18 protein-coding genes and 1 other annotated feature are annotated in these 18,221 nt (G+C 55.6%); of the genes, 13 read left to right on the top strand and 5 right to left on the bottom strand.

Going from position 1 to position 18,221, the window contains the following annotated elements; translation table 11 throughout:
- Positions 1–142: 142 nt before the first annotated feature.
- The 3 genes from PXC00_RS09505 to PXC00_RS09495 are packed head-to-tail and all read right to left on the bottom strand — an operon-like array spanning position 143 to position 2,124.
- Positions 143–664 carry a Gx transporter family protein gene (locus PXC00_RS09505; RefSeq protein ID WP_275845288.1) on the bottom strand — a complete coding sequence of 174 codons (522 nt, stop codon included), beginning with the start codon at positions 662–664 and terminating at the stop codon, positions 143–145.
- Positions 665–677: 13 nt separating this feature from the next.
- On the bottom strand, positions 678–1,055 hold the full coding sequence (locus PXC00_RS09500; protein ID WP_275845286.1) for a NusG domain II-containing protein: 378 nt from the start codon (positions 1,053–1,055) through the stop codon (positions 678–680).
- 13 nt (positions 1,056–1,068) lie between these two features.
- Positions 1,069–2,124, bottom strand: a complete 1,056-nt coding sequence (locus PXC00_RS09495) for an FAD:protein FMN transferase (RefSeq protein ID WP_275845284.1) — start codon at positions 2,122–2,124, stop codon at positions 1,069–1,071.
- A gap of 448 nt (positions 2,125–2,572) precedes the next feature.
- Between PXC00_RS09495 and PXC00_RS09490 the strand changes: the two genes are divergently transcribed.
- From PXC00_RS09490 to cdd, 3 genes are all read left to right on the top strand, one after another.
- Positions 2,573–3,070 (top strand): YbaK/EbsC family protein, encoded by a 498-nt coding sequence (locus PXC00_RS09490; RefSeq protein WP_275845282.1) that lies wholly within the window; start codon positions 2,573–2,575, stop codon positions 3,068–3,070.
- Complete coding sequence (trmB, locus tag PXC00_RS09485; RefSeq protein ID WP_275845280.1) at positions 3,067–3,720, top strand: tRNA (guanosine(46)-N7)-methyltransferase TrmB; 654 nt, start codon at positions 3,067–3,069, stop codon at positions 3,718–3,720. The genes PXC00_RS09490 and trmB overlap by 4 nt, the downstream gene beginning before the upstream one ends.
- Before the next feature lie 92 nt (positions 3,721–3,812).
- On the top strand, positions 3,813–4,235 hold the full coding sequence (gene cdd, locus PXC00_RS09480) for a cytidine deaminase (RefSeq protein ID WP_275845278.1): 423 nt from the start codon (positions 3,813–3,815) through the stop codon (positions 4,233–4,235).
- A gap of 57 nt (positions 4,236–4,292) precedes the next feature.
- On the opposite strand, the gene PXC00_RS09475 is transcribed toward cdd, so the two are convergent.
- Entirely contained in the window at positions 4,293–5,192 is a 900-nt protein-coding gene (locus PXC00_RS09475) for a DMT family transporter (protein ID WP_275845276.1), read from the bottom strand.
- Between the two features lie 305 nt (positions 5,193–5,497).
- Between PXC00_RS09475 and yfmF the strand changes: the two genes are divergently transcribed.
- The 9 genes from yfmF to recN all read left to right on the top strand — a co-directional run bounded on the left by yfmF (position 5,498) and on the right by recN (position 15,725).
- On the top strand, positions 5,498–6,787 hold the full coding sequence (gene yfmF, locus PXC00_RS09470; RefSeq protein ID WP_275845275.1) for an EF-P 5-aminopentanol modification-associated protein YfmF: 1,290 nt from the start codon (positions 5,498–5,500) through the stop codon (positions 6,785–6,787).
- A complete protein-coding gene (gene yfmH / locus PXC00_RS09465) occupies positions 6,784–8,061 on the top strand; it encodes an EF-P 5-aminopentanol modification-associated protein YfmH (RefSeq protein ID WP_316934932.1) in 1,278 nt (425 codons plus the stop codon). Before yfmF ends, yfmH begins: the two co-directional genes overlap by 4 nt.
- A 74-nt stretch (positions 8,062–8,135) precedes the next feature.
- Positions 8,136–9,161 carry a prolipoprotein diacylglyceryl transferase gene (lgt, locus tag PXC00_RS09460; RefSeq protein WP_275845273.1) on the top strand — a complete coding sequence of 342 codons (1,026 nt, stop codon included), beginning with the start codon at positions 8,136–8,138 and terminating at the stop codon, positions 9,159–9,161.
- On the top strand, positions 9,154–10,020 hold the full coding sequence (gene folD, locus PXC00_RS09455; RefSeq protein ID WP_275845271.1) for a bifunctional methylenetetrahydrofolate dehydrogenase/methenyltetrahydrofolate cyclohydrolase FolD: 867 nt from the start codon (positions 9,154–9,156) through the stop codon (positions 10,018–10,020). Before lgt ends, folD begins: the two co-directional genes overlap by 8 nt.
- Positions 10,021–10,032: 12 nt before the next feature.
- Positions 10,033–11,895, top strand: a complete 1,863-nt coding sequence (gene dxs, locus PXC00_RS09450; protein ID WP_275845269.1) for a 1-deoxy-D-xylulose-5-phosphate synthase — start codon at positions 10,033–10,035, stop codon at positions 11,893–11,895.
- Positions 11,892–12,707: a TlyA family RNA methyltransferase gene (locus tag PXC00_RS09445; protein ID WP_275845353.1), complete on the top strand. Its 816-nt coding sequence runs from the start codon at positions 11,892–11,894 to the stop codon at positions 12,705–12,707. The genes dxs and PXC00_RS09445 overlap by 4 nt, the downstream gene beginning before the upstream one ends.
- Positions 12,704–13,552 carry an NAD(+)/NADH kinase gene (locus PXC00_RS09440; protein ID WP_275845267.1) on the top strand — a complete coding sequence of 283 codons (849 nt, stop codon included), beginning with the start codon at positions 12,704–12,706 and terminating at the stop codon, positions 13,550–13,552. Before PXC00_RS09445 ends, PXC00_RS09440 begins: the two co-directional genes overlap by 4 nt.
- Before the next feature lie 24 nt (positions 13,553–13,576).
- The gene (locus tag PXC00_RS09435; RefSeq protein ID WP_275845265.1) at positions 13,577–14,026 is read left to right on the top strand and encodes an arginine repressor; all 450 of its coding nucleotides are present in this window, start codon (positions 13,577–13,579) and stop codon (positions 14,024–14,026) included.
- Positions 14,027–14,030: 4 nt separating this feature from the next.
- Entirely contained in the window at positions 14,031–15,725 is a 1,695-nt protein-coding gene (gene recN, locus PXC00_RS09430) for a DNA repair protein RecN (protein WP_275845264.1), read from the top strand.
- Between the two features lie 39 nt (positions 15,726–15,764).
- Here recN and PXC00_RS09425 read toward each other — a convergent pair whose 3' ends face one another.
- A complete protein-coding gene (locus PXC00_RS09425; protein ID WP_316934931.1) occupies positions 15,765–16,547 on the bottom strand; it encodes a class I SAM-dependent methyltransferase in 783 nt (260 codons plus the stop codon).
- Positions 16,548–16,667: 120 nt separating this feature from the next.
- Positions 16,668–16,926: a binding site (T-box leader), on the top strand.
- Between the two features lie 57 nt (positions 16,927–16,983).
- Here PXC00_RS09425 and tyrS point away from each other — a divergent pair.
- Positions 16,984–18,213, top strand: a complete 1,230-nt coding sequence (gene tyrS / locus PXC00_RS09420; RefSeq protein WP_275845261.1) for a tyrosine--tRNA ligase — start codon at positions 16,984–16,986, stop codon at positions 18,211–18,213.
- Positions 18,214–18,221 lie beyond the last annotated feature (8 nt).

Raw genomic sequence — 18,221 nt, 5'->3', positions numbered from 1 at the left:
ACAGGTAAACCATTCGCCCTGTCGGGCAGCGTGCAATCCATTTCAATCCACGTGCTATGCCGGCGTGTGTGGAGCGGTCGTTTTATTTTATCGTTCCGAAATCGAAAAAAGAACTGCGTTTATCTGCCGTATACGCGTTTTTTCAGGGCTTGAAGCGCTCCAGAAGCGGAGTGATTGCCCGCAGAACCAGTCCTGTGAGAATGCCTGCCAACACCCCGAACAGCAGCAGCCAGGGTGCATACCAGCTTACAGCCGGTGTCGTCAGTAAAGCTGCCACGCCAAGCTGCGCCATGTTGTGCGTCAGCGCTCCCGCAACGCCCAGCCCCAGAAAGCCGAATGGCTGAGACTTTGGCTGCAGCAGCACCCACATGACCAGTGTGCTGGCAAGCCCGCCCGCCGTGCTCATTAGCAGCGCAACGGAGCCGGACATCGCCCCTGCAAACAGTCCTTTGAGCAAAGCAATCGCCAGGGCAGGCAGCAGCCCGACCGCTCCGGCGGCGTACATGGTTACCAAATTGGAAAGACCGAGCTTTGCGCCAGGCGGCAGCATCGGCAGCGGCGGCAGCATGGCTTCCAGTGCGGAAAGCACCAGTGCCAAAGCCCCCAGCATCCCGATGAAAGCCACACGGCGTGTTGTACGGGAAATGCGCAGTTTATCATGCATAAGTCCGCTGGCGTTAACCGGTAACGCCGTCCACCTCGCTTTTTCCGCCGGTTACCCGCACGCTAACTTTTGCGGGCAGGCACACGGCGGTTTGTCCCGGCTTGGTCAGCTTGCCCGTGCGTACACAAACCTGATCCGGACAGTCTGAATGATAAAAGGAAATTTTTCCGGGTTCCAGCAGCAGTTTTACATGGTATTTGCCGCCAATGTCGACAAGCTGCGTGCTTTTTTGCGTGGAAAGGTTATAGGTATGTGTGACTTTTCCGTTTTCCTCCACGATGGCGGTCAGCGTCGCCGGGGCGGGCTGCAGGTTGTTCCAGAGCAGCAGCCCGGCAGCAAGGAGCAAAACCGGCACGATTAGAAGCAGGTCTTTTTTCTTTGTTGTCTTCATTTCACACCGCGCTTCAGGAGGCCAGATGGTATGTTGAGGAATTCGTCAGTTGAAAGCGGTCTTTCAAGCCATTGGAAACATAAACGGCAGCTTTGCTGTCAATGAAAATGGTTTCCGCACCGTATTCCTTTGCCAGTGCTGTGCCCTTTTCCCGACCCAGTACAAAGCAGGCAGTGGAAAGAGCATCGCTCAGCGCACCGTTTTTGCAGACAACGGTTACGGACACCAGCCCGTTGTTTTCCGGCATACCGGTTTTGGGGTTCAGAAGGTGGTGGTAGGTTTTTCCGTTCTTCGTGAACTCTTTTTCGTAGGTGCCGGAGGTCGAAACGAACTGACCGCTTTCCATGCTGATGGTACCAACGCTGCCTGCCTTTTGATCCGAGGTTTTCGGGTCGCGGATCGCAACACTCCAGCCGGAGTTGTCTGGTTTGCTGCCGTACAGCCCGATGCTGCCCCCGGCGGCCACAACTGCCGCCTGCACACCGGCTTTTTTGTATGCCTCCAGTGCTTTGTCACAGGCGGCACCTTTGCCAACGGAGCCGAGGTCCACCCCTTCGTAGTGCATTTTCAGAGAAGCGGTGTGGTTGGCTTCATTGATGCGCAAGTCTTTATAATTGACGCGCGGCAACAGGGTTTTCAGCTCGCTGTCGGTGGGAACGTGCTGCTTGCCGTCAAAGTCCCAAAGCGAGGTGACAGGCAGCACTGTCGGGTCAAAAAGACCATCTGATTTTTGCGCCACGTCCAGGGAAAGCTTCAGCAAAGAAATGGTGTAGCTGTCTAAGGTTTCCCAGGTGGAGCCGGCCGCATCGTTGAGTTTGTGGATGTCGCTGTCGGAAATACGCCAGGAAATCTGGTCTTCCAGCGCGGTGACGGCCTGCGCCGCAGAGGTGGCGGCGGCTTGTGCATTTTTTCCGTAAACGGTTTGCTGCACATAGGTTCCCATTGCGTAGGAAGTGTTGCTGTAACTCTGCGTCCGGTAGCCGTAGCGGCTCCAGAGGAACACGAGCACGGCGGCAACTGCCGCCAGAATGCCGCAAAGAAGAATGGTGATTTTTTTCTGTTTGGACATGCAAACCTCCCCGGTGCTGTGTCAGTGACCGCTTGCCATTTTTGTGAAAAATGTATATAAGATAATTATAGCACAACGGTGTCAATTGTCCAGTGAAAGCCCCTCACAATCTGGACGGATTTTACACAAAAAATTCATGAAATTCCCTAAAAACATACCGAAAAGTGTGTTTGTAATTTTAATTCTTTGCATTATAGTTTGAAATCTGCCACTTTTTTGCAGAAAGGAAAGCGTTCTCTTCTGTCAGTATAAACGCAGTGCAAGGCAAAATGCAAGACTTGAAATTTTATCCGGTTTGTGGTAATATAAATAGGAAAAGAGATAGGGAAATCCGCACTTCTATGCGCGGGTTTCCTTTTTTATAATTTCCGCTGCGTGCGGTTTGCAACCGGACGGAAATATGCTATACTGTTTCGGATCTATTTTTTATGTGGAAAGCGGGAAAAGAATGGCACCTGAACTGAAAAAAGTAAAAGAATATCTTGCCGACTGCGGTCTTGCGGATCGTGTGCTGGAGCTGCAGGAAGTGAGCGCTACGGTCGAGCAGGCTGCGCACGCACTGCACGTGGAGCCGGCGTGTATTGCCAAAACGATCTCTTTTTACCGGGAGGGCGGATGTCTGCTGATTGTCGCGGCAGGAGACTGCAAAATTGACAACGCCAAGTTCAAGCGCACATTTGGCAAAAAAGCAAAAATGCTTGCAGGCGAAGATGTGCAGCCAATGACCGGCTACCCGATTGGCGGTGTCTGCCCGTTTGCCAATCCGGCGCAGGCGCAGGTCTGGCTGGACGAGTCCCTGCATCGGTTTGCAGACGTGTATCCGGCGGCGGGCACGACCAGCTCGGCAGTGCGACTAACCTGCGCGGAGCTGGAAAAAGTCGCTCACAGCTGCGGCTGGGTGGATGTTTGCAAACCGGTGCGGCAGGAAGGAGTAGAAGCAACATGAGAATGCGTGCAAAGCCTTGGGCAGGCCCGGAACTGGACGCCTGCCCTTTTTTTCTGCGGAATCCGCAGCGCATGAAAAACCGCTGGCTGGAATGGTTTCCACGTCGGCAGCCGCTGCACCTGGAGCTTGGCTGCGGCAAGGGCTGGTTTTTGGCCGGTTTGGCGCCGCAGCATCCGGAAATCAACTATTTAGGAATCGATATGAAGGATGCTGTGCTGGCTCCCGGTAAGCGCCTGATTGAAGAGGCTTTTGGAGAAAAACCGGTGGACAACATCGCCTTGACCGCTTACGATATCGAGCGCTTGCCGGATATTCTGGGGGAGCAGGACCGTGTGTCCAGAATCTACATCAATTTTTGCAATCCGTGGCCGCGGCCACGCCACCACAAGCGCCGGCTGACCCACCCGCGGCAGCTGCTGCTGTACCGCCCGCTTCTGGAGCCGGATGCCCAACTATGGTTTAAAACAGATGATGCGCCGCTGTTTGCGGCAACCTTGCGGTATCTGCCGGAAGCCGGGTTTGAAATTTTGGAACAGACACAGGATTTGCACGCACAGAACTGCCCGGACAACGTCATGACGGAGCACGAAAAGATGTTTTCGGAACAGGGAGTCCCAATTCTTGCGCTGAAGGCACGTCTCCTGCCGTAAATTCCGCTTGCGGTGGGGCTGGCGTGCGCCTATAATGGAAGTGGATACAACCAGACTGCCGGGATTCCCGGAAAGTCGAAGGAGGATTGTGTATGGAACCAGTCGAATTGCTCGAAGCTGCCAAGCAGGCGCGCGGTAATGCATATACGCCCTATTCCAATTTCCATGTGGGTGCGGCACTGCTGACCAAAGATGGGCGCATTTTCTTGGGCGCAAATGTGGAAAACAGTTCTTACGGTGCAACCATTTGCGCGGAACGTTCTGCTTTAGCGGCTGCGGTCAGCAGTGGCGCGCGTAGTTTTGCGGCCATTGCCATTGTCGGGGCGCCCGGCGGGGAAAAGGCGGACGCCCCCTGCCCGCCTTGTGGCATCTGCCGGCAGGTTATGTCAGAATTCTGCGGGCCGGACTTTCCCGTTTACCTTGCGGACGGACACGGCGGTGTGCAAAAGCATCGGCTGGGGGATCTGTTGGCGGACTCTTTCAGCGGAACGAGGCTGCATGCAAAGGATGAATAAAAAAGCAGGACTGCCCTACCGCTTGTTTCCGCGGCGAGGCAGTCCTGCCTGTTCTTTTTAGTTTTTCAATGCGCGGTTTTGCCGGGAGACGCTTTGCTTTGACAGCGGAATCTCCGAAAGAATCATTGCGGCGAAAATCAGCACGAAGCCGCCGGCAATCTTCCAGGTGGGGTGCTCTCCGAGCAGCAGAATGCCGAACAGACAGCCGAAAACGCTTTCCAGCGACATCAGCAGGGCAGCTTTTCCGGGCTTCACGTATTTTTGCGCGAAACACTGCAGGCTCATAGGAATCATCGTGCCGGGCACTGCCAGATAGGCCATGGAAAGCACGGAGCCGGTATCCCAGACCGGCAGCGGCGCGGTAAAGCCCGCTACGGCGCAGCCAAGCGCGCCGCAAACTACAAACTGCACGAAGGTCAGCAGAATGGGGTCGCTGTCTTCCGCCGTGATGCCCATGCACACAATGTGAAAGGCATAGACCACGCCTGTGGCGAGCGTCAGTACTTCGCCAAGGCCAAGACGCAGGCCGCCGCCGTCTAGGGAAAGCAGCCCCACGCCACAAAGGCACAGCACGGCGGAGAACAGGTGCTGCACACCCGGCTTTGTGTGCCGAACCGCCCAATACAGAAACGGAACCAGCACCACATAAATAGCGGTCAAAAACGCGCTTTTTCCGGCGGTGGTGTACTGCAGCGCCACAGTCTGCAGATAATAGCCCGTAAAGATGAGCACGCCCAGCAGCAGGCCGCTCAGTACCGTGCGGCGGTTCAGCTGTTTGAGCCTTCGGTGAAAGAGCAGCGCCATGAGCACGGCGGCGGCAGAAAACCGCAGACCCACCTGCCAGGCGGGCGGAACCTGCGCGTTGGCGTCCTTAGACACGGCGAAGCACAGTCCCCAGAGCACCGTGGCCAGGGTCAAACCGAGTTCGCCGGATTTTGTACGATTGAACACTTTCATGTTTCCCTCCGGTCAGAAGCAGCACACTGCTTCTGTTCCTTATTTCGACAATTTCCCAGTATACCACACCGCGCGGCGGAAGTACAAGCCTTTGTCGGCAGCCGGCTGCGGATGCATACTTTCCGGAAGTTTTAGAATGCTAAAAAGATTCCCTGTGGGTGGCAGCCACCAAAGTGAAAGTTTATTCAAATTCATAGAATATTCAGAAGTTTATTGCTTTTCATGCCTCGGTGCGTGTGCTATAATAACGTTAATTCCGGCTGCGCCGCCGCCGATTATTTTGAATTTAGGAGATGATCCGCTTTATGAATCAAGTCGAGCAGAGCACTCTGCACGAAGGCATCCGTTTCAGAAGCGTTCGTGATACGAAGTTTAAAACCTTCCGTATTTCCGTCAATTTTTTGTTGCCGCTGCAAAAAGATACGGCTGCGGCCAATGCGCTGCTGCCGTTTTTGCTCAGCCGCTGCTCGCGCGCGTATCCGGACTTTACGCTGATGAGCCGGAAGCTGGCGTCCCTGTACGGGGCGTCGCTGGGCGCGGAGGTCGGCAAGCTTGGCAATCTGCAGGTGCTGACTGTTTCCGCAAGCGGCATTGCTGAACGGTATGCCCTGGAAAACGAACATCTGGCGGCGGAGCTGACCGAGGTGCTGTGCGGGGCGCTGTTTGATCCGGCGCTGGAAAACGGCAGATTTCGGGAAGAGGACTTCCGCCAGGAACAGCGTCAAACGCTGGAGCAGCTGGATGCGGAGTTCAGCGACAAGCGCGCTTTCGCGCTGACTCGCTGCACGGAAATCATGTGTGCGGACGAGCCGTTCGGTTTGCACCGTTTTGGCTCCCGTGACGCGGTGGAACACCTGACAGTGGAGCAGGTGACGCAGGCTTGGCGGCAGATGCTGCAAACCGCCCGCGTGGAAATCCTCGCGCTGGGGGATTTGGACCCGCAGCCGGTTGCAAAGCGCCTTGCCAAGGCGTTTGACGGCGTGGTGCGCCAGTATGCGCCGCTGCAGAACACTGTGGACTGCGCACATTCCAAAGAAATTTCCCATGTGACAGACCGTCAGGATGTGGTGCAGGGGAAAATGGTGCTGGGCCTGCGGGTGCAGACTTCACAGCGGCAGAATCCGGAACTGGTGCCGGCAGCTCGGCTGATGAGCGCTATTTTCGGCGGCACGCCGAACAGCAAGCTGTTTCTGAATGTCCGCGAAAAAATGAGCCTGTGCTATTACTGCGCTTCTCTTTACAATTCCATGCTCGGTCTGATGTTCGTGCAGAGCGGCGTGGAGTTTGAAAATATGGAAAAGGCGGAACAGGCCATTTTGGAGCAGTTGAAAGCGGTGCAGGGCGGGGAATTTACAGATGCGGATATTGCCGCGGCGAAGCTTTCTATGGTGAATAACTACAACGGCGTGGCGGATTCCCTTTCCGCACTGGAGGGCTGGTATTTGTCCCAATCCGTTTCCGCGCAGGTTTACACGCCGGAAGCGTATGCCAAGTTGGTGCAGGATGCCAGCCGCGAGGACATTGTCCGCACAGCGCAGGGCGTGTATTTGGACACGGTCTACTGCCTAAAAGGGCAAAAGGAGGCTGCACAGTGAGTGGTTTGCAGGAAGTAAAAATCAGCCGCATGGGGGAGTCTTATCTGGAAATGCGCCATTCCTCCGGGCTGCACATCATGATTTACCCAAAGCCGCAGAGCCACACTTCCTACGCGGTTTTCGGTACCAACTACGGCTCCATTGACAATGTGTTCCGCCGCTCGGATGAGGCGGAGCCGACCCGTGTGCCAGAAGGCATCGCCCATTATCTGGAGCACAAAATGTTTGAAAACGCGGATGGAGTGGACGCCTTCGCCAAGTACGCTAAAACCGGCGCTAATGCCAATGCCTACACCTCCTTTGATAAAACCTGCTACCTGTTTTCCTGCACGGATCATGTTTATGAATCCCTGGAGATTCTGCTGGACTTTGTGCAGAAGCCGTACTTTACAGAGCAGACGGTGCAGAAGGAACAGGGCATTATCGGGCAGGAAATCCGGATGTACGAGGATGACCCTGGTTGGCGGGTGCTGTTCAATATGCTCTCTGCCATGTATAAGAATCATCCCGTGAAGCTGGATATTGCCGGTACCGTGGAAAGCATTGCGAAAATTACGCCGGAACTGCTGTATGAGTGCCACAAAACGTTCTATAATCTCAACAACATGGTTCTGTGCGTGGTCGGCAATGTAGAGCCGCAGAAAGTGCTGGCGCTTTGCGACAAGCTGCTGCAGCCCTCACAGGAGGTGCAGGTGCAGCGCATTTTTGAGCCGGAACCGCAGGGAATCCTCAAAAACCGTGTTTCGGAAAAAGGCAGCGTGGCGGTGCCGGTGTTTTACCTCGGTTTTAAAGCGCCGGCAGAACGCCGCGCGTCAACGCCGGAACTGGCGCAGATTGAGGTTTTGCTTGAAGCGCTCTGCGGGGAATCCTCGCCGCTGTTCCGCCGCCTGCTGGATGCGGGGCTGATTAACGAGTCCAGCTTCGGCAACGATTACTTTGAAGGGCCGGGCTATGCGGCAGTGGTTTTCAGCGGGGAGTCCAAAGACCCGGATGCGGTTGCCGCGGAAATTCAAAAGGAACTGGCTGCAGTGCGCAAAAACGGACTGGACCCGGCGCTTTTTGCCGATGCGAAAAAGTCCGTTTATGGGCAGGCGGTGTCCGGCTTTAACAGTGTGGAAAATCTTGCGACCAGTATGCTCTCCGCGTATTTTGCGGGCCGCTCCATCGCGGACGATGTGGAGTCCATTGCACAGATTACCCTGCAGGATCTGCAGGAAAGGCTGCGGGTGCAGATGCTGCCGGAAAACGCGGTTCTTTCCGTGATCCATCCCTGATTTTTCAGGGTACATAACAACAGAAATTTAGATTTGTCCGCCGCTTGCACGACGGTACAGAAGGTGGAGGAACTATGCTGCATATTCGATTTCCCGAACTGGGCATCAGCCTGGATGTAAACCGCGTTGCGTTCCATATCGGTTCGTTTAACGTTTACTGGTACGGCATTATTATCGCGGTCGGTTTTCTGCTGGCGGTGCTTTATGCCATGAAGAGCGCCCCGAAGTTTGACCTGGATCCGGACAAACTGATGAACTGCATCATTGTGGGCATCCTTTGCGGAATCGTCGGCGCGCGCGCTTATTATGTGATTTTTTACCCGGGTGATATGTTCCTGAAAAACCCCGCGAAAATCATAGACATTCACGACGGCGGCCTGGCCATTTACGGCGGAGTCATCGGCGGTCTTCTGGGTGGCTGCATTACGGCAAAGCTCAGCAAAATGCGGGTGTCTGCAGTGCTGGACATTGCCTCTCTCGGCTTTTTAATCGGGCAGAGCATCGGCCGCTGGGGCAACTTTGTGAACCAGGAGGCGTTCGGCAGGGAAACCGACCTGCCGTGGGGGATGGTCAGTGAAAATACAGGCAATGTGCCGGTGCATCCCTGCTTTTTCTACGAATCTATGTGGTGCCTGATTGGTTTCATCCTACTGCATTTCTTTTCACGCAGACTGCGGCATTACGATGGGCAGGTTTTTCTTCTGTACCTGCTTTGGTACGGCTTTGAGCGTTTCATTGTGGAGGGTTTGCGCACAGACAGCCTGTTGCTGCCGGGGCTTTCCCTGCGGGTTTCGCAGGTTTTGGCAGGCGCGCTGGTCATTGTCAGCGCCGTGGCACTGCTGGTTCTGCATAAACGCACGGTGTTAAGCGGCGTCGGCAGCCCGCGCATCATGGCGCTCAACGGAATTGTGGACAAAGTACCGGAAGATTTGGTGACAGATGAAACCGTGCAGGAGCTTTCTGCCGGACAGGAGCATACGGAAGCTTCCGAGGAGGGAAAACCTACGCAGGAGGCGGAACAGGAAACGAAGGCTGCTGACAGCGCCGAACCGGCGCCGCAGGAAACACAGCCAAACCAGCAGGAGGAAACGAATGGCTAAACGAATTGACGGCAAGGCGATTGCCGCACAGGTTCGCGCGCAGGTAAAAAATGAAGTTGCACAGATGGAGGAGGAGGGTTACACACCCGGTCTGGCTGTTGTGCTGGTAGGGAATGACCCGGCTTCGCATACGTATGTCCGCAACAAAAAGAAAGCCTGCGAGGAAACCGGTATTTACAGCGAAATTTGCGAGCTGCCGGAAACGGTGTCCCAGCAGGAGCTGAACAGTTTGGTACAGGAATTGAACCGGCGTCCGGATATTGACGGCATTCTGGTGCAGATGCCGCTGCCGCAGGGGCTGGACGAATCGGCGGTCATCAACGCGATTGCGCCGGACAAGGATGTGGATGCCTTTCATCCGGTGAATGTGGGTCACATCATGATTGGTGATTTCGATTTTCTGCCCTGTACGCCGGCGGGTATTCTGGAGCTGTTGCACCACGAGCAGATTGAAGTGGCGGGCAGGCACTGCGTGGTGATTGGTCGCAGCAATATTGTCGGCAAACCGATGGCGATGCTTCTGCTGCATGAAAACGGTACGGTGACAATTTGCCACAGCAAAACGCAAAATCTGCCCGAGCTTTGCCGGCAGGCGGATATTTTGGTGTCTGCCGTCGGCAAGGCAAAGTTTGTCACCGCGGATATGGTGAAACCCGGCGCGGTGGTCATTGACGTTGGGATGAACCGCGATGAAAACGGCGCTTTGTGCGGCGACGTGGACTTTGCGCAGGTGGAGCCGATTGCCGCCGCCATTACCCCGGTGCCCGGCGGGGTGGGACCCATGACGATTGCCATGCTGCTGAAAAATACGCTGACCGCCGCGCGCCGCCACAACCGGCACGGGCGCTCAGACGCTTAGGAGACGCGCAGAATGTCCAAACTGCTCGACCAAATTCACTCTCCGGCGGATTTAAAAGACCTGACGCCTGCGCAGTTGGAACAGCTCTGCACAGAACTGCGCACCATGATTATCCGGACAGTTGCCAAAAACGGCGGGCATCTGGCGTCCAATCTGGGTTCTGTGGAACTGACCGTCGCGCTGCATCGCGTGTTTGGCACGCCGGATGACCAGATTGTTTGGGATGTGGGGCATCAGGCATACGCACATAAGATTCTGACCGGCCGCAAAGACCGCTTTTTAACCATCCGTACACAGGGCGGGCTTTCCGGTTTTCCAAACCGCCAGGAGAGTCCGTGGGATGCTTTTACGGCAGGTCACAGCAGTACCTCTATTTCGGCAGCGCTCGGCATTGCGCAGGCGAAGGCACTCAAGGAAAAGCCTGGTTATGTTGTGGCGGTCATCGGCGACGGCGCGCTGACCGGCGGCATGGCTTACGAGGGACTCAACAACGCAGGCCGGTTCGGCAAAAACCTGATTGTGGTTTTGAATGACAATAAAATGTCAATTTCCCGCAATGTGGGGGCGATGGCCCGCTACCTGGCGCATATGCGCACCAAACCGGGGTATCTCAAGGCAAAGTCCAATGTGGAAACAGTGCTCAACGGCATTCCGCTGGTTGGAAAACCAATTTGGAAGGCGTTTCATGCCTTGAAAGCTGTGCTGCGCTCTCTGCTTTATAACAGCACCTTGTTTGAGGACATGGGGTTTTACTATTACGGGCCGTTTGACGGGCACGACCTGCCCCAGCTGACAGAGGTGCTGGAAACTGCCAAGACCATTGACCACCCACTGCTGCTCCATGTGGTTACGGAGAAAGGCCGGGGCTACTCCTTTGCAGAGCAGAATCCCGGTGCGTTTCACGGGGTTTCCAGTTTTGATGTGCAGACAGGCCGTGCGGCTGCTGCAAAAAAAGAAACGTTCAGCAGTGTTTTTGGCAGCACCCTGTGCAGCATGGCTGCAGAGGACAGCCGCATCTGCGCCATTACTGCCGCCATGAAATCGGGCACCGGTCTGGAAACGTTCAGCGAGCGGTTTCCGCAGCGCTTTTTTGATACGGGCATTGCCGAAGAGCACGCCGTTACCTTTGCGGGCGGTTTGGCGAGCCAGGGGATGCTGCCGATTTTCGCGGTGTATTCCACCTTCTTGCAGCGCGGTTACGACCAGATGATACATGATGTTGCCATCCAGCGGGTAAAGGTGGTGTTCGGTGTGGATCGTGCGGGCGTTGTGGGGGAGGACGGCGAAACGCATCAGGGCATTTTCGATGCGGCATATTTCAACACCATTCCCGGTGTGACGGTTTACTCTCCCGCTTACTTTGACGAACTGATTCGAGATTTGCACCGCGCTTTTTATGAAACGCCGGGAATGGTTGCGGTGCGTTATCCGCGCGGCGCGGAGGGGTTTCGTCCGGCAGACTTTCTGCATCGTGGCGAAGGCTTTGACCAGTACGGTGACGCTGCCGCGCCGGCGCTTCTTGTGACCTACGGCAGGCTGTTTGCGCAGGCGTGCCGTGCACAGGAGGTACTGAACAGCCGCGGCATGGCGGTGGAAGTGCTGAAGCTCGACCGAATTAAGCCGCTGCCAGAGGGCGCGCTGCAGGCGGCTGCACGCAAAAAGCGGGTGTTTTTCTTTGAGGAGGGCATTCGGACGGGCGGCGTCGGTGAGCACTTTGAAAGCCTGCTGTATGAAAAGACCGCTTTCAGCGGTACCTGCCGCATACACGCGATTGAAAACTTTGTTGCCCACGCATCTGTGTCCCAGTGTTTGCAGGCATTGGGGCTGGATGCGGACAGCATGGTGCAGACCATTACAACGGAGTGGGAAAATTGAGGGATAAGGTAAGGCTCGACTGCCTCATGGTGGAACAGGGGTTTGCGGAAAGCCGCGAAAAGGCGAAAGCCATCATCATGGCAGGGGACGTGTTTATTGAGCATCAGCGGTACGATAAGCCGGGTACGCCAGTGTCGCGTGATGTGAAGCTGGAAGTGCGCGGCGGGCTGCGCTATGTCAGCCGCGGCGGACTGAAGCTGGAAAAGGCAATGGAGGTATTTCCGATTTCGCTGGACGGCAAGGTTACGATGGACATTGGCGCCTCGACCGGCGGCTTCTCTGACTGTATGCTGCAGAACGGAGCCGTGCGCGTATACGCGGTGGACGTTGGTTACGGTCAGCTTGCGTGGAAACTGCGTACAGACCCGCGGGTGGTCAATCTGGAGCGCACCAATGTGCGTTACCTGACACCGGAACAGGTGCCGGAGCAGGTGGACTTTTTCAGTGTGGATGTTGCGTTCATTTCCTTAAAGCTGGTGCTGCCGGTTGCACACCGCTTTCTAAAAGACGGCGGCGGGGCAGTCTGTCTGATTAAGCCGCAGTTTGAGGCGGGTAAGGGCAAAGTCGGTAAAAAAGGGGTGGTGCGCGATCCGCAGGTGCACTGTGAGGTCATTGCGGAAATCACCAATTTTGTGCTGCAAAACGGCTACTCCATTTTGGGGCTTACTTTTTCTCCGGTGCGGGGGCCGGAGGGAAACATTGAGTATCTGCTGTATCTGCAGAAAGCGGCGGAACCGCAGTCGGTGGCACTGGATATCTCTGCATTGGTTGAGGAGTCTCACCGTGTGCTGAACGGCGGTGACAAAAAATGAAGATTGCGCTGCTGCCCAATCTGGAAAAAAAGAATGCGGCACGGTGTGTGGCAGAAACGATTGACCGCTTGCACGCCCTGGGCATACAGGTATGGATGCGCATAGCGAACCGGCAGTATGGCTTTGCGGCGGACTGTTGGGCGCCTGACGATAAAGAACTGTTTTCCGGCTGCGATGCGGCAATTGCTGTGGGCGGCGATGGCACCATTATCCGCGAGGCACGGTGTGCAGCCATGGCCGGCAAGCCGATTCTGGGCGTTAATACCGGCAGACTCGGTTTTGTTGCAGAACTGGAGCCAAATGAGCTGCACTTGCTTTCCCATCTGGCAGAGGGAAATTACACGATTGAGAATCGACTGCTGTTGCGCGCTGAATTTGCGGACGAGCAGGGGGTACAGCGGATTGATGCACTCAATGATGTGGTCATCGCGCGCGGCGCGCTTTCGCGGATTATCGACTTTCAGGTGGGATTAAACCAGACGGCGATGGCACGCTACCGGGCGGACGGCTTGATCTTTGCAACGCCGACCGGCAGCACTGCTTACTCACTTTCTGCGGGCGGCCCGGTGCTGGATCCGGTCATGCGCAGTTTTCTGTTGACACCCATTTGCCCGCACGCGCTGAACAGCAGGCCGGTTGTCTTTTCAGAGGAGGCTCGTCTGACCGTTCAGACCTTTTTGACGGCAGATGCCAAGGCATATCTTTCGGTTGACGGCGACCGAGCGATTCCGCTGTGCCAGGGGCAGCAGGTTACCATCAGCCGCTCGCCGCATACGGCGCGGCTGCTGAAGCTTAAACAGCATCATTTCTATCAGATTTTGAACCAAAAACTCGGCAGTACCTGAGCACTGCGGAAAGGAGTATCTGCTATGAAAACACGACGGCACGCCAAGATTCTCGAACTCATCAGCCAGTACACGATTGATACGCAGGAAGAACTGCTGCGCCGCCTGCGGGAGTCCGGCTTTGAAGTGACGCAGGCAACGGTTTCGCGCGATATTAAGGAACTGCGTCTGGTTAAAACACTTTCTGCAGACGGGCAGTACCGGTATTCCACCGGCAGGGAAGAGAACAAGGATATTTCCAATAAATTTTATTCTCTGCTGAAAGACAGCGCCGTTTCCATTGTTAGCACGGGCAATCTGGTGATTATCAAAACGCTGACCGGCATGGCACAGGCGGTCTGCGTGGCGATGGATACCATGCACTGGGAGTCGGTTTTGGGGACGCTCGCCGGGGATGACACCATTTTTGTTGCCATGCGCAGCGAGCACGCATCCCAGCAGTTTGTTGCCGAGCTGACCAGAATGATGGGGTAATCCAATGTTAAATCAGTTGTATATTGAAAATATTGCAGTGATTGAAAAGGCAACCATAGACTTCGGCGCCGGTTTTAACGTGCTGACCGGTGAAACCGGCGCGGGCAAATCCATTATTATCGACGCGATTCATGCGGTGCTGGGGCAGCGCACGTCGCGGGAACTGGTGCGCAGCGGTGCCAAGGGTGCTTTTGTCAGCGCGAGCTTTTCGGACTTTGGGCAGCGGGTGCAGCGAAAGCTGGAGGCTCTCGGCTTTTCGCCGGAGGAAGACGGCACCCTGCTTCTGCAGCGCGAAATCCGTGAGGACGGCCGCACGGTCTGCCACATCGGCGCGCGACCGGCTTCGGTTTCCGCGCTGAAGGAACTGGGCGCGCTGCTGATCAATCTGCACGGTCAACATGAGAGTTACGGTCTGCTTTCGCCGGAAAACCATCTGCGCTATCTGGACCGTATGGGTGTTTCGCCGGAGCTGCGGCACAGCTACCGGGAGGCATACACCGCATGGAAGGGTCTTTGCAGGCAGCTTTCCACTGTGAATTTGGACGAATCTGAAAAAGCGCGGCGGATTGACTTGCTCACCTACCAGGCAGAGGAACTGGAAGCGGCGCAGATTCAGCCGGGCGAGCAGCAAGAACTGCAGAACCGGCGGCAGCGTATCCGCAACAGCGGGAAAATTACCGAAGCCTTGCGTCAGGCAGACACCCTGCTCAACGGCGGCGAGGAGCTGCCCGGTGCCTGCGCTGCAGTGCTGGATGCGGCAAAAGCCCTCTCTTCTGTGGGAGATGTGCTGCCGGAGTTGGGCGCGCTGACAGGCAGGCTGGAAAGCATTGGCTATGACCTGCAGGACTGCGCGGAAGAAATCGGCGGGCAGTGTGAAGACAATGAGTTTGACCCGCGGGAACTGGATGATATTGAAGAACGACTGAATGTTTACTATCACTTATCCCTGAAATACGGCAAAACTGAAGAGGAAATGCTGCAGTATCTGGAAAACTGCCGCCGGGAGCTTGACGCGGTGCAGCACAGCGGCGAAGAATTGGAGCGTTTGCAGAAAGCCTGCGCCAAAGCGGAAAAAGAGGTGCGGCAGTTGGGTGCGCAGCTTTCTTCCGCGCGCAGAAAGGCTGCTACTGGATTTGCTAGACAGGTGCGCGCCGAGCTTGCGTATCTGGATATGCCGGGCGTGGTGTTTACAGTGCAGCAGGAGCCCGGTGAGCCGGGGCCTGCAGGCTGTGACGCAGTGCAGTTTTTGATTTCCGCCAACCCCGGTGAACCGGCACGCCCGCTTGCGAAGATTGCTTCCGGCGGCGAGCTTTCACGTATTCTGCTGGCGATTCAGTCGCTGCTTTCCGGCAGGGACAGTGTTGGTACGCTGATTTTCGACGAAGTGGATACCGGCGTTTCGGGCAGCGCGGCACAGAAAATCGGGCAGAAACTGCGGCAGACGGCAAAGGGGCGGCAGGTGCTGTGCGTGACGCATCTGGCACAGATTGCAGCACTCGGCGACCGGCAGTACCGCATTGAAAAGCATACGGAAAGCGGCAGAACCTTTACACAGGTTACGCTGCTGGATCATGCCGGCCGCAGGCAGGAGCTGGCGCGGCTGATTGGCGGCACACAGATTACGCCGCTGACACTGCAAAATGCAGAGGAGATGCTGCAGCTTGCCGTAGGAAAAAACAGCAAAAACGAAACAGAATAAAGCAGCGGCTGCCGTGTGATTTCCGGCAGCCGCTGCTTTTTAAAGGGTGCAGAGGAACATCCCGTATTCCTCGGGAATCCGGATAACCCCGCACTCGTTTTTCTGTGCTTCAAAGTATGCAAAGAGTGCCGCGCGGTCTAAAGAAAGATTCGTCATAGAAGTCATGGACAGAATGTAGTCTACCAAATCCTTGGTTTCCGTTACTTCCAGTGCGTCCGGATACACGCATCTTTCAACGGTTCGGAAGCGGCGGGACAGAAGTGCGTTTCCGTTTTGCAGGGTAAAGGTGTTGTTTACTTTCTGGGAAAAGCCGTAAGCGTGCAGGTGCTCTTCCAGATAATCCGCAATGCCGTGCTCCCCATAGGTGGCGGCAGCAAAGTGCCCGCCAGGTTTTAAAACACGCGCAGCTTCAGCCAATGCCCCTTCCAGGTTTGGCACATGGTACAGCATCATGTTTGCGATGACCCAATCAAAGCTGCAGTTAGGGAAGGGAATATTCGCTATGTCGATTTTTTGGCAGGAAATGTGCGGACAGGCGGCAAATTTCTTTTGTACTTCCGTAACCATCCCCTGCGAAAAGTCAGAGAGAATCAGCTCGCTTGACGCGGGCAGCAGGTCTGTGTGACTTTCCCAGAGGTCGCCGGTACCGCAGCCGAGTTCCAGAATCCGGCAGCCGGGAAAGAACCGGTACTGCTCCAAAATCCAGTTGCCGAAGCCCTGCCGGTTGGTGCTGTACTTCTCATGCAGGGTAATGCGGATGTTCAGGTTATCCGTGCTGCGGTACTGCTCTTTGACCAATTCCGTGCGGTTCATTCGGTTCATAGTAACACCTGATTCTATTCTTTTGGAAGCCCTTATTCTAGCAAAAAAGAATTTCAAATTTATGAAGCGGGGATGAATTTTCGTTTCTTGACATTGCTTCGGAAAAACGGTATAATGCACACAAAGGCTGTGATGGGAATCCTTAAGCGGGAAAACAGCGCCACAGAGAGCCGGCGGTTGGTGCGAGCCGGCGCCTGCTCCCGCCCAAATTACCTCCCGGAGCCGCCCACTGAAAGCAATTTGCCGGTAGGCTGGGCCGTGTGCGCGCGTTACAGCGCAGGGGTATCTTTTCCTATATGTATGAAAAATGTACCCGTGAGGCCGCTTTTGTGAGAAAGCGGTAAACTGAGGTGGTACCGCGGAATTTTCCGCCCTCTGCAAGAAAAAGCAGGGGGCGTTTTTGTTTACTCTCTGCAGTATTTTTGGAGGTATTCAAATGGGTGTATACGAAGATTTAAAAGAACGCGGACTCATTGCGCAGGTGACAGACGAGGAAGCCGTGCGCGACTTGCTGGATAACCGCAAGTGTGCGTTTTACATCGGCTTTGACCCGACCGCGGACAGCCTGCACGTCGGGCATTTCGTAACCATCATGACCATGGCACGCCTGCAGCAAGCAGGACATACACCGATTGCCCTGTTTGGCGGCGGCACCGGCATGATTGGCGACCCATCCGGTAAAACGGATATGCGCAAAATGCTGACGCGCGAGCAGATTGACCACAACGTGGCGTGCTTCCGCAGGCAGATGGCGCCGCTGGTTGATTTTTCCGAGGGCAAGGCGATTATGGCGAACAACGCCGATTGGCTGCTGAACCTCAATTACGTGGAGTTTTTGCGGGACATCGGCGTGTGCTTCTCCGTAAACCGGATGCTGGCAGCCGAGTGCTACAAGCAGCGTCTGGAGCGCGGACTTTCTTTCTTTGAAATGAACTACATGGTTATGCAGAGCTATGACTTTCTGGAATTAAACCGCCGGTACGACTGTGTGCTGGAGGTTGGCGGTGATGACCAGTGGAGCAATATCATCGGCGGTGTGGAGCTGATTCGCCGGAAAGATAACAAATCCGCTTATGGCTTGACGCTGGGACTGCTGACCAACAGCGAGGGCAAGAAAATGGGCAAAACGGAAAAAGGTGCCGTTTGGCTGGATCCGAACAAGACAAGCCCGTTTGAATTTTACCAGTACTGGCGGAACATCGGCGACGCGGATGTGGAGCGCTGCCTGAAATTCCTGACGTTCCTGCCTATAGAGAAGATTCGCGAACTGACAAACTGCGAGGGCAGCGCGCTGAACAAAGCCAAAGAGGTGCTTGCTTACGAAGTTACAAAGGCCATTCATGGCGAAACAGAAGCGGAAAAAGCCCGCGAGGGCGCGCGCGCGCTGTTTGGCGGCGGCGCAGATACCGCCAATATGCCCACCAGCACGCTGGAACTGTCTGACTTTACAGAAGATTCTGTGGCCGTACTGGAACTGCTTGTCAAGGTGAAACTGGTGCCCAGCAAGAGCGAAGCTCGCCGTCTGGTGCAGCAGGGTGGTCTTGCTGTCAATGGCACGAAGGTGACTGATCCGGCGGCTGTGTTGACGGCGGCGGACTTCCCGGATGGGGCAGCGGTGCTGAAAAAAGGCAAGAAAGTTTACCATAAAGTGCTGTTGGGCAAATAAGCGGAAAG

Origin of the sequence: Caproicibacterium argilliputei, from assembly GCF_029211325.2 — a bacterium.
Lineage (GTDB): Bacteria > Bacillota > Clostridia > Oscillospirales > Acutalibacteraceae > Caproicibacterium > Caproicibacterium argilliputei.
Note: the sequence above shows the minus strand (reverse complement) of the source record. Positions and strands in the feature narration are given on the sequence as shown.